Consider the following 11,689-nt stretch of genomic DNA (forward strand, 5'->3'; position numbering starts at 1 on the left):
GAGCAGGCTCACTCCTACAGGTGATCGCGTACCCCTTGTAGGAGTGAGCCTGCTCGCGATAGCGGTAGATCTGCCTACACAGGGTTCAAGTCAGAATTCAGCAAAGGTGCTTTATGACCACAGCCAACGTGTACCAACAACGCCCGACCACCGGTGCCCGTGCCGAGTCGTCGCTGCACCATGCCGACCTCGCCAGCCTGGTCGGCAAGGGCCGCAAGAACGCCGGTGTGATCGTGCGGGAAAAGAAACTCCTCGGCCACCTGACCATTCGTGGCGATGGTCACGATGCAGCGTTCGCTGCTGGTGTGCACAAGGCGCTGGGCATTGAATTGCCCGGCGCTCTGAGCGTCATTGTCAAAGGCGAAACCAGCCTGCAATGGATGGGCCCGGACGAGTGGTTGCTGATCGTGCCAAGCGGTGAAGAGTTCGCCGCCGAACAGAAACTGCGTGAAGCACTGGGCGATCTGCACATCGCGATCGTCAACGTCAGCGGTGGCCAGCAAGTGCTCGAACTGAGCGGCCCGAACGTGCGTCAGGTGCTGATGAAATCCACCAGCTACGACGTGCACCCGAACAACTTCCCGGTCGGTAAAGCGGTGGGCACGGTGTTCGCCAAGTCGCAGCTGATGATTCGTCATACCGCCGAAGACACTTGGGAATTGCTGATTCGTCGCAGCTTCTCGGATTACTGGTGGTTGTGGTTGCAGGATGCGTCGGCTGAGTACGGCCTTAGCGTTCAGGCCTGAAAGATCAAGAGCTACCCCCTCACCCCAGCCCTCTCCCCCAGGGCTGGCGAGGGGGAAAGGGAGCCGATCTCGGGTGTTTTTGTGATCTATATTCACCCGCGATATTTCAGGTCGGCGTAGCTCGAAAGAGCACCACGGTCAGTTCCCTCTCCCTCTGGGAGAGGGCTAGGGTGAGGGGAAAACCCTGACACCCCGCACAAAAAACAGGAGTTACCGCACCATGAGCCGCGCCCCAGACACATGGATTCTGACCGCCGACTGCCCCAGCGTCCTCGGCACGGTGGACGCGGTGACGCGTTTTCTGTTCGAGCAGGGCTGTTATGTGACCGAGCACCACTCGTTCGATGATCGCCTCTCCGGGCGCTTCTTCATTCGCGTGGAATTCCGCCAGCCGGACGGTTTTGACGAGCAATCTTTCCGCGCAGGCCTTGCCGAGCGAGGGCAGGCGTTCGGCATGCTCTTCGAGCTGACCGCGCCGAACTACCGGCCGAAAGTGGTGATCATGGTCTCCAAGGCCGATCACTGCCTCAACGACTTGCTCTACCGCCAGCGCATCGGCCAGTTGTCGATGGACGTGGCAGCGGTGGTGTCCAACCATCCGGATCTCAAGCCACTGGCCGACTGGCACCAGATTCCCTACTACCATTTCCCTCTCGACCCCAATGACAAACCGGCGCAGGAGCGTCAGGTCTGGCAGGTGATCGAAGAGGCCGGTGCCGAACTGGTGATCCTCGCCCGCTACATGCAGGTGCTGTCGCCGGAGCTGTGCCGCAAGCTCGACGGCAAGGCGATCAACATTCATCACTCGCTGCTGCCGGGCTTCAAGGGCGCCAAGCCTTATCACCAGGCTTACAACAAGGGCGTGAAACTGGTTGGCGCAACGGCGCACTACATCAACAACGACCTCGATGAAGGGCCGATCATTGCCCAGGGCGTCGAGGCGGTGGACCACAGTCATTATCCCGAGGATCTGATCGCCAAGGGGCGCGATATCGAAGGCCTGACGCTGGCGCGGGCGGTTGGGTATCACATTGAGCGGAGGGTGTTCCTCAACGCCAATCGTACGGTCGTTCTTTAGATAGCTATCGCGAGCAGGCGCACTCCTACAAGGGGTACGCATTCCAATGTAGGAGTGAGCCTGCTCGCGATAGGGCCATAACAAACAACGCAAAACCAACAAGCAGTAACCCGAGCACTTAACGCGCTGCCTGCCTGGGCAGCGCAGTTCCATAAAAACAACAGCGAGGTGAAAGCATGTCTGGCAATCGTGGTGTGGTGTATCTCGGCGCTGGCAAGGTCGAAGTACAGAAAATCGACTACCCGAAAATGCAGGACCCGCGCGGTCGCAAGATCGAGCACGGGGTCATTCTCAAAGTGGTTTCCACCAACATCTGCGGCTCCGACCAGCACATGGTGCGCGGCCGGACCACGGCGCAGACCGGTCTGGTGCTGGGTCACGAGATCACCGGTGAGGTGATCGAAAAGGGCTCTGACGTCGAGAACCTGAAGATCGGCGACCTGGTCTCCGTTCCCTTCAACGTGGCTTGCGGGCGCTGCCGTTCCTGCAAAGAGCAACACACCGGTGTCTGCCTGACCGTCAACCCGGCCCGTGCCGGTGGCGCTTACGGTTACGTCGACATGGGCGACTGGACCGGCGGCCAGGCCGAATACGTGCTGGTGCCGTACGCCGACTTCAACCTGCTGAAACTGCCGGACCGCGATAAGGCTATGGAGAAAATCCGTGACCTGACCTGCCTCTCCGACATCCTCCCGACCGGTTACCACGGCGCGGTCACTGCCGGCGTCGGCCCGGGCAGCAGCGTTTACATCGCCGGCGCCGGTCCGGTCGGTCTGGCCGCTGCCGCTTCTGCACGTTTGCTCGGTGCGGCGGTGGTGATCGTCGGCGACGTCAACACCATCCGCCTGGCCCACGCCAAGGCGCAGGGCTTTGAAGTCGTCGACCTGTCCAAGGACACCCCGCTGCACGAACAGATCGCCGCACTGCTGGGCGAACCTGAAGTCGACTGCGCGGTGGACTGCGTCGGTTTCGAAGCCCGCGGCCACGGCCACGATGGCGTCAAGGCCGAAGCCCCGGCTACGGTGCTCAACTCACTGATGGGCGTGGTGCGCGTTGCCGGCAAGATCGGCATCCCGGGCCTGTACGTCACCGAAGATCCGGGCGCCGTCGACGCCGCGGCAAAAATGGGCAGCCTGAGCATCCGCTTCGGCCTGGGCTGGGCCAAGTCCCACAGCTTCCACACTGGTCAGACCCCAGTGATGAAGTACAACCGCCAACTGATGCAGGCGATCATGTGGGATCGCATCAACATCGCCGAAGTGGTGGGCGTGCAAGTCATCAGCCTCGACCAGGCGCCGGAAGGTTATGGCGAGTTCGATGCCGGCGTGCCGAAGAAGTTTGTGATCGACCCGCACAAGTTGTTCAGTGCGGCGTAGGATTTTAACGCGCTACAAAACGGCGCCATTCAGGCGCCGTTTTTCATATTTACGATTCGATTTCGACCTCTTCAGCTTGCATTCCTTTCTGTCCTCTTGTGGCAACAAATGACACAGTTTGGCCTTCTTTCAAAGTTGTGCATCCTTGCGTTTGGATGGCTTTGAAATGGACGAAAAGATCATCGCCACTGACGGGGGTGATAAAGCCGAAGCGTTTTTCATCGTTAAACCACTTTACGGTACCGGTTTGTCTGTTTGACATGTCCATGCTTCCTGTTTGCTTTGTGTCTTGAATTCAGATTCGAGGGGGCACGACTTGGGGTTACCTGTCCAAGAATTGCGAACCAGTCGAGCGTTTGTCGAATTCAAGATAATCCAACTTGATTTCCGGCGGTAACTGTCAGGTTTGACAGTTTTTATAAACTTTTTGGAATAGCCAAAATATCGATCTGGAATGACCGGAACATGCCTCTGGCAAAGTTTTACCGCAAGGCAAAACGGCGACCTCAGGGTCGCCGTTTTGTTTGGTTCATGGTTCATTCAGCGCGGACTTGGGCTGCTTGCATTCCTTTCTGCCCCTTTTCGGCGACGAATGAAACTGTCTGTCCTTCCTTAAGGGTTTTGGTCCAGTCGCTCTCGATAGCCTTGGAATGGACGAAAAGATCATCGCCGCCACCCTGAGGGGTGATAAAGCCGAATCCTTTTTCATCGTTAAACCATTTGACTGTCCCGGTTTGTCTGAGTGACATGTCCATGCTTCCTATGCTTTGAGTCTTGATTTCTGCGGTGCAGGTATTTCCATAAAAGGGCAACGTTCGGGTTGCTCTTTTTTTACGTGTTACTCTTTCTTTTCTTCAAACGAGCATTTTTTTACGTCTCCATCGGCGGCTGCGCAATCATCCGAGGTCCAGCCGGTTCCAGTGGCTTTGATCGGAGTACCGTTCCTGTAACCGGAGGAGACGCCAAGGTCGCCCTTGCCGTCGTAGCGACAAATGACGACGGAATCGTCGCTGTTCTTGTCTTGAAGGCGCGCAGAGGTGAAGGTGGCATCTTCGTTTTCTAGAGAGTGAGTAATTGAAATTGTCGGGCAAGTGGCTGCATAGGCGGTGCTCATCATGGCAAGACTGACCAAAACACCGGCGGTAATTTTCAGCTTCATTGTTTGTACTCCGTTACATGAAAGGAGCAGCAATGTTCTATGCATTGATGACCGCCGCCAACTGTCAGATCTGACAGTTTTTTAGTCTCTTTGGAAATATGGAGCCCGGTTGTTGGCGGACAAACGTCATAAAGAATCACACCGTTCTGCAGCGCTTACGCAGTGATCTCAGAAGCCGCCAGGGCCGCAATCTTTTTGATGATCTTCTGCGCTTCAAGGCTGATCTGCCGGGCAATGATGAGAATGGGCGTGCGGGTGAGGAACATGCCAACCAATAACCGGTCAAACCGCCAGTTTCGCCGCCCGACAACGGGTCGTTTTTACAGCGCAAGAGGATGTCTGAATGAAGATTTCACGCGGTATTGCCCTGGCATCGCTCCTGACCCTGGCCGCCGGGCCGGTGTTTGCCGGTTTCAGTCTGAATGACGTCGCCGGTGCGGTAGCGGGGATGGAGGGTGGTGACAAGGCGGCCGCTGCGGCGCCGACCTCGGAGACCGCCGGTTTGCTCAGCGCCCTCAGTGCGCTGGATGTCACGCCGGAGCAGGCCGTAGGCGGCACTAGCGCGATGCTCGGGCTGGCGAAGAATCAGTTGAGCAGCACCGACTATTCGCAACTGGCCAAGGAAGTGCCGGGCATCGACAAATTGTCCGGTGGCAGCGGCAATCTGGCGGCGCTCGGGGCGTTGCTCGGTTCGTCCGGCAAGTCCGCTGGCCTGGAAAATGCGCTGGGCAATGTCAAAGACAGCAACGACCTGAACAACGCGTTCAGCGCGCTGGGCATGGACAGCGGCATGATCGGCCAGTTTGCCCCGGTGATCCTGCAATACCTCGGTCAGCAGGGCGTCGGCGGTTCGCTGTTGAGCAGCCTCGGCAACATCTGGGGCACCGGCACCGGCACCGGCAGTTGAGTCAGCGGCGCTCGTTGCGCAACGCGACGATGCGCTGATCCTTCTCGGTCCAGAGCTGGTTGACCCAGTTCTGGACGCGCTGGCGGAACGCCGGATCTTTCTCGTAATCGCCCTGCCACAGCCCCGGGTCGAGTTCGCGGGTCTTGATGTCGATGATCACCCGCGGCACGTTGCCGCTGATCAGGTCCCAGAAGCCCGGAATCTTCTCCTGCGGATACACCACCGTCACGTCGAGCATCGCGTCGAGCTGTTCGCCCATCGCCGCCAGCACGAACGCCACACCGCCGGCCTTGGGTTTGAGCAGGTGGCTGAACGGTGAGTCCTGCTGGGTGCTTTTGGCCAGGGTGTAGCGGGTGCCTTCGAGATAATTCACCACCGTCACTGGCTGGCGCTTGAACAGCTCGCAAGCGGCTTTGGTGATTTCCAGATCCTTGCCTGCCAGTTCCGGGTTCTTCGCTAGAAAGGCCTTGGTGTAGCGCTTCATGAACGGGTAATCCAGCGCCCACCACGCCAGGCCGAGAAACGGCACCCAAATCAGCTCTTTCTTGAGGAAGAACTTGAAAAACGGCGTGCGCCGGTTGAGGGTCTGGATCAGCGCCGGAATGTCGACCCAGGATTGATGGTTGCTGACCACCAGATATGACGTGTCGCGGCGCAGATCGTCGCCGCCGCGAATGTCCCACTGGGTCGGGATGCACAGCCGGAAGATCAGCTTGTCGATCTCGGCCCAGGTCTCGGCAATCCACATCACCGCCCACGACGCGTAATCACGCCAGCGCCCGGGCGCGATCAGCTTGAGCAGGGCAAACACCATCAACGGCCCGATCAGAATCAGGGTGTTGAGCAACAACAGCAGGGTGACCAAACAGCCGGTGAGCAGGCGGCGCATAAGCAACTCTATGAAGTGGCAGGGGCGGGCCATGATAAGCAGCTTCGCGCGACAGGCCAAATCGGCGCTGACGAATGTTTCACTTTTAAAGCGTTAGTCTTCAGCGCTGATGCGCAACCCTGTGGCGAGGGAGCTTGCTCCCGCTGGGCTGCGAAGCAGCCCCAGGCACATGCGCTTCGGTGTGCCAGTAGAGTCGCAAATCAGGCTTTACGACGACTGCGTCGCCGAGCGGGAGCAAGCTCCCTCGCCACAGAGGTTGGCGCTACTCCAACTTCCGCACATTTGCGCGGTCTAGAATCTGGCGCTGAGCCCACTCTTTCAGGAAGCCCCTTACGTGAAATCCCTCCTTGCTCTGTTTGCCCTCGTCGCGCTGCCGGTCATGGCTGCCGAACCGACGCTGTACGGTCGCTACGAATACATCGCGCTGCCGGAAATCGGCGGCGAAGTACTCAAGGCCAAGATGGACACCGGTGCGCTGACCGCCTCGCTGTCGGCCAAGGACATCGAGACCTTCACCCGCGATGGCGAAGACTGGGTGCGTTTCCGTCTCGCCACCAAGGACGCCAGCAACAAGGTTTTCGAACACAAGGTCGCGCGCATCAGCAAGATCAAAAGCCGTTCCGACGAGGACGATGACGAGCGCGACGCCAGCGATGTCGCCAAGCGCCCGGTGGTCGATCTGGAACTGTGCCTGGGCAACGTCAAACGCACCGTCGAGGTCAACCTGACCGACCGCAGCCACTTCAACTACCCGCTGCTGATCGGCGCCAAGGCCTTGCGCGAGTTCGGCGCGGCGGTCAATCCGGCGCGGCGTTACACCGCCGACAAGCCTGACTGCTGAGTGGTCTGATTGACGTAACCCCGGGCTTGGGGCACCGTTCGCGCATTACCTGCCACGGGCTCGGACGCCATGCCGCACATCCTGATTGTCGAAGACGAAGCGGCGATTGCCGACACGCTGATTTTTGCCTTGCAGGGCGAGGGCTTCACCACCACGTGGCTGAGCCTCGGCGCGGCGGCGCTGGAGCATCAGCGGCAGACCCCGGCCGACCTGATCATTCTCGATATCGGCCTGCCGGACATCAGCGGCTTCGAAACCTGCAAGCAGCTGCGGCGCTTCACTGAAGTGCCGGTGCTGTTTCTCAGCGCCCGCGATGCCGAGATCGACCGTGTGGTCGGCCTCGAGATCGGCGCCGACGATTACGTCGTCAAACCGTTCAGCCCGCGTGAAGTGGCGGCGCGGGTCAAAGCCATCCTCAAGCGCATGGCGCCGCGCCCGACCCCGGAAGCAGGCGCAACGCTGTTTCGCATCGATCCCGAACGCGTGCAGATCAGCTATCGCGGCCAGCCGCTGAGCCTCACCCGCCATGAATTCCGTCTGCTGCAATGCCTGCTCGAACAACCCGAACGCGTGTTCAGCCGAGAGCAATTGCTCGATGCACTGGGCGTGGCCGCTGATGCCGGTTACGAGCGCAGCATCGACAGCCACATCAAAAGCGTTCGTGCCAAGTTGCGTCTGGTCCGTGCCGAGGCTGAGCCGATCCAGACCCATCGCGGCCTCGGTTACAGCTACAGCCCGGTGCACAGCTGATGTCGTTGGGCCTGCGGATCTTTCTGGTGTACGTGCTGTTTGTCGGTCTGACCGGTTATTTCGTCCTTAACACCGTGATGGAAGAAATCCGCCCCGGCGTGCGTCAGTCCACCGAAGAGACGCTGGTGGATACCGCCAACCTGATGGCGGAAATCCTCCGTGACGATTTCAAGGCCGGCACCCTCAGCGAGAACCGCTGGCCGCAACTGCTCCGCGCCTATGGCGAGCGCCAGCCGCAAGCGACGATCTGGGGCTTGCCGAAGAATCAGGTCAACCATCGCATCTACGTTACCGACGCCAAAGGCATCGTCGTGCTCGACTCCAGCGGCGTCGCCGTCGGCCAGGATTATTCGCGCTGGAACGACGTCTACCTGACCCTGCGCGGCGAGTACGGTGCGCGCTCCAGCCGTAGCGATCCTGACGACGCGAATTCCTCGGTGATGCACGTCGGCGCGCCGATCCGTGACAACGGCAAGATCATCGGCGTGGTTACCGTGGCCAAGCCCAACAGCTCGCTGCAGCCCTATGTCGATCGCACCGAGCGGCGCTTGCTGTTTTACGGCGCCGGGCTGATCGGCCTCGGTCTGCTGTTCGGTGCGTTGCTGTCGTGGTGGCTGAGTCGTGCGCTGCACCGGTTGACCGGTTATGCCCAGGCGGTCAGCGAAGGCCGACGCGTGGAAGTGCCGCACTATCGCGGCGGCGAACTGGAACAATTGGCGATGGCGGTCGAGCAGATGCGCACGCAGCTCGAAGGCAAGGCCTACGTCGAGCGCTATGTGCACACCCTGACCCATGAATTGAAAAGTCCGCTGGCGGCGATTCGAGGTGCGGCGGAGTTGCTGCAAAGTGATATGCCGCCCGTCCAGCGTTTGCGTTTTGTCGCCAACATCGACAGCGAAAGCGCGCGAATGCAGCAGTTGATCGAGCGCCTGCTCAATCTGGCGCAGGTCGAACAGCGCCAAGGGCTGGAGGAACGGGTGGCAGTGCCGCTGGCGCTGTTGGTCGCAGAACTGCTCAGGGCGCAGGCGGCGCGAATCGAGGGCAAGCACCTGCGTATCGAGCAAACGATCGGCGAGGAACTGCTGCTGATTGGCGAGCCGTTTCTGCTGCGTCAGGCCTTGGGCAACCTGCTGGAAAACGCACTGGATTTCACCCCGACGCAGGGCCTGTTGCGCTTGAGTGCCGATCGGGTTGGCGAGCAGATCGAGTTTCGCCTGTTCAACCAGACCACGGCGATTCCCGATTACGCCTTGCCGCGATTGACCGAGCGTTTTTACTCGCTGCCGCGCCCGGACAGCGGGCGCAAGAGCACCGGGTTGGGGCTGAACTTCGTTGAGGAAGTGGTCAAGTTGCATGGCGGGGTGATGCGCATTGGCAATGTCGAAAATGGCGTTGAGGTAGCGTTGCGCCTGCCTTGAACTGATCCATGTGGCGAGGGAGCTTGCTCCCGCTGGGCTGCGAAGCAGCCCCCAATCCATACACCGCGGTTTATTCCGGTGTATTACCGACACCGGTTGCGACGACTGCGTCGCCGAGCGGGAGCAAGCTCCCTCGCCACAGGGCAGGTGTTTCCACACAATCTCCATATTCCCCACACATTCCCTCCACACCGCATCACCAGACTCCTCCCATCCAAACAGGGAGAGTCCCATGAACAAGAATCTGACCATCAAGCTCGGCGCGATTGCCTTGCTGATCCTGCTGTTGCTGATCCCGTTGCTGATGATCGACGGCATCATCGATGAGCGTCAGCAACTGCGCGACGGTGTGCTCGAAGACATCGCCCGCAGTTCCAGTTACAGCCAGCAACTGACCGGGCCGGTGATGGTGGTGCCCTATCGCAAGATTGTGCGCACCTGGAAGACCAACGAAAAAACCAACAAGCGCTACGAGGACATCAGCGAGGTGCGCGGGCGTCTGTACTTTCTGCCGGAGCGCTTCGAACTCGACGGCCAGGTGCAGACCGAGCTGCGCAAACGTGGGATTTACGAGGCGCGGCTGTTCCACGCCGACAACCGTATCGACGGGCATTTTTCCCTGCCGGCACAGTTGGGCATCAAGGAGAATTTTGCCGATTATCAATTCGACGCACCGTTCCTCGCCGTCGGTATCAGCGACATTCGCGGCATCGAAAACGCGCTGAAACTCGAGCTCGCCGGTCAGCAGCTGGATTTCGTGCCCGGCAGCGAAGTGGCCTGGATTGGTGAGGGCGTGCATGTGACCCTCCCGGACCTCGACGCCAGTAAAGCCACGCAGCTGACATTCGGCTTCGACCTGCGCCTGCAAGGCACCGGTTCGCTGCGCGTGGTGCCGGTGGGCAAGACCAGCAGCGTCAGCCTCGCTGCCAATTGGCCGCACCCCAGCTTCGTCGGCAACTTCCTGCCGGCCAAGCGCGAGATCAACGATCAGGGGTTCAGCGCCGATTGGCAGACCTCGTTCTTCTCCACCAACCTGCAAGAGGCAATGGAGCGTTGTGTCGCTGGCGACTGTGACGCACTCAACGGGCGCAGCTTCGGCGTCAGTTTCATCGATCCCGTGGATCAGTACCTCAAAAGCGATCGGGCGATCAAATACGCGCTGATGTTCATCGTCCTGACCTTCGCCGGTTTCTTCCTCTTCGAAGTGCTCAAGAGCCTGGCGGTGCATCCGGTGCAATATGCCTTGGTCGGTGTCGCACTGGCGTTCTTTTACCTGCTGCTGTTGTCGCTGTCGGAACACATCGGTTTTGCTCTGGCGTATCTGTTGTCGGCCAGTGGCTGCGTGCTGTTGATCGGTTTCTACGTCAGCCACGTGTTGCGCAGTGCGCGGCATGGATTGAGTTTTTCGGCCGGGCTGGCGGCGTTGTATGGCCTGTTGTACGGCTTGCTCAGCGCCGAGGATTACGCGCTGCTGATGGGCTCGCTGATGCTGTTCGGTCTGCTCGGGGTGTTCATGGTGCTGACGCGCAAACTCGACTGGTACGGGATTGGCGCGAAGTCGGCCAAGCCGCTGGAGTTTGATGTGGAGGCGATGCGATGAGCGGGTTGAGAGCTGAGCGCAGGGAAGTAGCGGTGTTGCTGACGCTGATTTTTGCAGCGCTGCCGCCAAAACCGAGGTGGTGCATTCGCGAGCAGGCTCGCTCCCATAAGGGATTCGGGTATGACATCCATCCTGTGGGAGCGAGCCTGCTCGCGAAGAGGCCGGAACAGGCAGCGCAGCTCTAAGGCTTGGGCATCGTCGCCAGCATGGACGGCCGCTGACTCACTTCGAAATACCAGTTGGCCAGTTGCGGGTTGGCCGCGCGCCAGTCCATGTCCGGGAAGCGCAGGTCCAGATAGCCCAACGCGCAGGCCACGCTGATCGCCGCAACATCGAAATGGCTGGTCAGCTCGGCAATCGCCTCGCTCTCCAGCACGGCGAGGGCACGGCGGATCTTGTCGCGCTGGGCGTCGAGCCATTCGTCCCAGTGTTTTTCCACCGGGCGCAGGACGGTTTCATAACGCACCATCACCGAGGCATCCATGATCCCGTCGGCCATCGACGCCAGGGTCAACCGCCGCCAGCGCGCCGCGCCTTCGCGGGGGATCAGCGGATTGCCGACATGCTGCTGGTCGAGGTACTCAAGGATGACGCGGCTGTCATGGATGACATTGCCGTCGGCCAGGCGCAGGGCGGGGATCTTGCTCAACGGGTTGTCGGCGATCAGCGCCGGGTTCGGGCTGACCGGGCTGAGCACGCAGTCCTGCAGCGCGACACGATCCTGCTGACCGGTTTCGTGCAGCAGCACCATGACCTTGCGGACGAAGGGCGACAGGATGTTGTGGTACAGGGTCATGCTGGGGGCGGACATGGATGAACCTCGGTGGTCGGCGAAGAGCAGGAGATTAGCCGTAGGAGCTGCGGAACGCTGCGATCTTTTGATCTTGATTCTGCTTTTGAAAGCAAAAGATCGCAGCGTTCCGCA

13 protein-coding genes are annotated in these 11,689 nt (G+C 60.1%); 8 read left to right on the top strand and 5 right to left on the bottom strand.

Annotated elements, in window-relative coordinates; all coding sequences use genetic code 11:
- Window positions 1-113: 113 nt before the first annotated feature.
- The 3 genes from DCO47_RS21955 to fdhA all read left to right on the top strand — a co-directional run bounded on the left by DCO47_RS21955 (window position 114) and on the right by fdhA (window position 3,200).
- Window positions 114-746: a sarcosine oxidase subunit gamma gene (locus DCO47_RS21955; protein WP_034155013.1), complete on the top strand. Its 633-nt coding sequence runs from the start codon at window positions 114-116 to the stop codon at window positions 744-746.
- A gap of 220 nt (window positions 747-966) precedes the next feature.
- Window positions 967-1,824: a formyltetrahydrofolate deformylase gene (purU, locus tag DCO47_RS21960; protein ID WP_039757644.1), complete on the top strand. Its 858-nt coding sequence runs from the start codon at window positions 967-969 to the stop codon at window positions 1,822-1,824.
- 176 nt (window positions 1,825-2,000) lie between these two features.
- Entirely contained in the window at window positions 2,001-3,200 is a 1,200-nt protein-coding gene (gene fdhA, locus DCO47_RS21965) for a formaldehyde dehydrogenase, glutathione-independent (protein ID WP_016772834.1), read from the top strand.
- A gap of 49 nt (window positions 3,201-3,249) precedes the next feature.
- On the opposite strand, the gene DCO47_RS21970 is transcribed toward fdhA, so the two are convergent.
- The 3 genes from DCO47_RS21970 to DCO47_RS21980 all read right to left on the bottom strand — a co-directional run bounded on the left by DCO47_RS21970 (window position 3,250) and on the right by DCO47_RS21980 (window position 4,359).
- Window positions 3,250-3,462, bottom strand: a complete 213-nt coding sequence (locus DCO47_RS21970; RefSeq protein ID WP_083353719.1) for a cold-shock protein — start codon at window positions 3,460-3,462, stop codon at window positions 3,250-3,252.
- A 274-nt stretch (window positions 3,463-3,736) separates the two neighbouring features.
- The gene (locus tag DCO47_RS21975; RefSeq protein WP_116658908.1) at window positions 3,737-3,949 is read right to left on the bottom strand and encodes a cold-shock protein; all 213 of its coding nucleotides are present in this window, start codon (window positions 3,947-3,949) and stop codon (window positions 3,737-3,739) included.
- An 89-nt stretch (window positions 3,950-4,038) separates the two neighbouring features.
- Entirely contained in the window at window positions 4,039-4,359 is a 321-nt protein-coding gene (locus tag DCO47_RS21980; RefSeq protein WP_116658909.1) for a hypothetical protein, read from the bottom strand.
- A 343-nt stretch (window positions 4,360-4,702) separates the two neighbouring features.
- Here DCO47_RS21980 and DCO47_RS21985 point away from each other — a divergent pair, with 343 nt between their 5' ends.
- Entirely contained in the window at window positions 4,703-5,266 is a 564-nt protein-coding gene (locus DCO47_RS21985) for a DUF2780 domain-containing protein (RefSeq protein ID WP_116658910.1), read from the top strand.
- A 1-nt stretch (window position 5,267) separates the two neighbouring features.
- Here the strand turns inward: DCO47_RS21985 and DCO47_RS21990 are convergent, their stop codons facing one another.
- Window positions 5,268-6,155: an acyltransferase gene (locus tag DCO47_RS21990; RefSeq protein WP_064365309.1), complete on the bottom strand. Its 888-nt coding sequence runs from the start codon at window positions 6,153-6,155 to the stop codon at window positions 5,268-5,270.
- Between the two features lie 334 nt (window positions 6,156-6,489).
- Here DCO47_RS21990 and DCO47_RS21995 point away from each other — a divergent pair, with 334 nt between their 5' ends.
- From DCO47_RS21995 to creD, 4 genes are all read left to right on the top strand, one after another.
- On the top strand, window positions 6,490-6,996 hold the full coding sequence (locus tag DCO47_RS21995; protein WP_065616526.1) for an ATP-dependent zinc protease: 507 nt from the start codon (window positions 6,490-6,492) through the stop codon (window positions 6,994-6,996).
- Between the two features lie 69 nt (window positions 6,997-7,065).
- Complete coding sequence (gene creB / locus DCO47_RS22000) at window positions 7,066-7,746, top strand: two-component system response regulator CreB (RefSeq protein WP_064365307.1); 681 nt, start codon at window positions 7,066-7,068, stop codon at window positions 7,744-7,746.
- Window positions 7,746-9,164, top strand: a complete 1,419-nt coding sequence (gene creC, locus DCO47_RS22005; RefSeq protein ID WP_083353715.1) for a two-component system sensor histidine kinase CreC — start codon at window positions 7,746-7,748, stop codon at window positions 9,162-9,164. Before creB ends, creC begins: the two co-directional genes overlap by 1 nt.
- 232 nt (window positions 9,165-9,396) lie before the next feature.
- On the top strand, window positions 9,397-10,764 hold the full coding sequence (gene creD / locus DCO47_RS22015; protein ID WP_116658912.1) for a cell envelope integrity protein CreD: 1,368 nt from the start codon (window positions 9,397-9,399) through the stop codon (window positions 10,762-10,764).
- Window positions 10,765-10,945: 181 nt separating this feature from the next.
- Here the strand turns inward: creD and DCO47_RS22025 are convergent, their stop codons facing one another.
- A complete protein-coding gene (locus tag DCO47_RS22025) occupies window positions 10,946-11,575 on the bottom strand; it encodes a glutathione S-transferase (RefSeq protein ID WP_083353712.1) in 630 nt (209 codons plus the stop codon).
- Between the last annotated feature and the right edge of the window lie 114 nt (window positions 11,576-11,689).

Source organism: Pseudomonas sp. NDM (assembly GCF_003105095.1).
In the GTDB taxonomy this organism is placed as follows: domain Bacteria; phylum Pseudomonadota; class Gammaproteobacteria; order Pseudomonadales; family Pseudomonadaceae; genus Aquipseudomonas; species Aquipseudomonas moraviensis_A.

Bases quoted from the DNA above. Each gene is read 5' to 3' on its own strand.
- creB (WP_064365307.1), top strand. From the start codon at position 7,066: ATGCCGCACATCCTGATTGTCGAAGACGAAGCGGCGATTGCCGACACG.
- creC (WP_083353715.1), top strand. From the start codon at position 7,746: ATGTCGTTGGGCCTGCGGATCTTTCTGGTGTACGTGCTGTTTGTCGGT.
- fdhA (WP_016772834.1), top strand. From the start codon at position 2,001: ATGTCTGGCAATCGTGGTGTGGTGTATCTCGGCGCTGGCAAGGTCGAA.
- purU (WP_039757644.1), top strand. From the start codon at position 967: ATGAGCCGCGCCCCAGACACATGGATTCTGACCGCCGACTGCCCCAGC.
- DCO47_RS21955 (WP_034155013.1), top strand. From the start codon at position 114: ATGACCACAGCCAACGTGTACCAACAACGCCCGACCACCGGTGCCCGT.
- DCO47_RS21975 (WP_116658908.1), bottom strand. From the start codon at position 3,949: ATGTCACTCAGACAAACCGGGACAGTCAAATGGTTTAACGATGAAAAA.
- DCO47_RS21985 (WP_116658910.1), top strand. From the start codon at position 4,703: ATGAAGATTTCACGCGGTATTGCCCTGGCATCGCTCCTGACCCTGGCC.
- DCO47_RS22025 (WP_083353712.1), bottom strand. From the start codon at position 11,575: ATGTCCGCCCCCAGCATGACCCTGTACCACAACATCCTGTCGCCCTTC.
- DCO47_RS21970 (WP_083353719.1), bottom strand. From the start codon at position 3,462: ATGTCAAACAGACAAACCGGTACCGTAAAGTGGTTTAACGATGAAAAA.
- DCO47_RS21990 (WP_064365309.1), bottom strand. From the start codon at position 6,155: ATGCGCCGCCTGCTCACCGGCTGTTTGGTCACCCTGCTGTTGTTGCTC.
- creD (WP_116658912.1), top strand. From the start codon at position 9,397: ATGAACAAGAATCTGACCATCAAGCTCGGCGCGATTGCCTTGCTGATC.
- DCO47_RS21980 (WP_116658909.1), bottom strand. From the start codon at position 4,359: ATGAAGCTGAAAATTACCGCCGGTGTTTTGGTCAGTCTTGCCATGATG.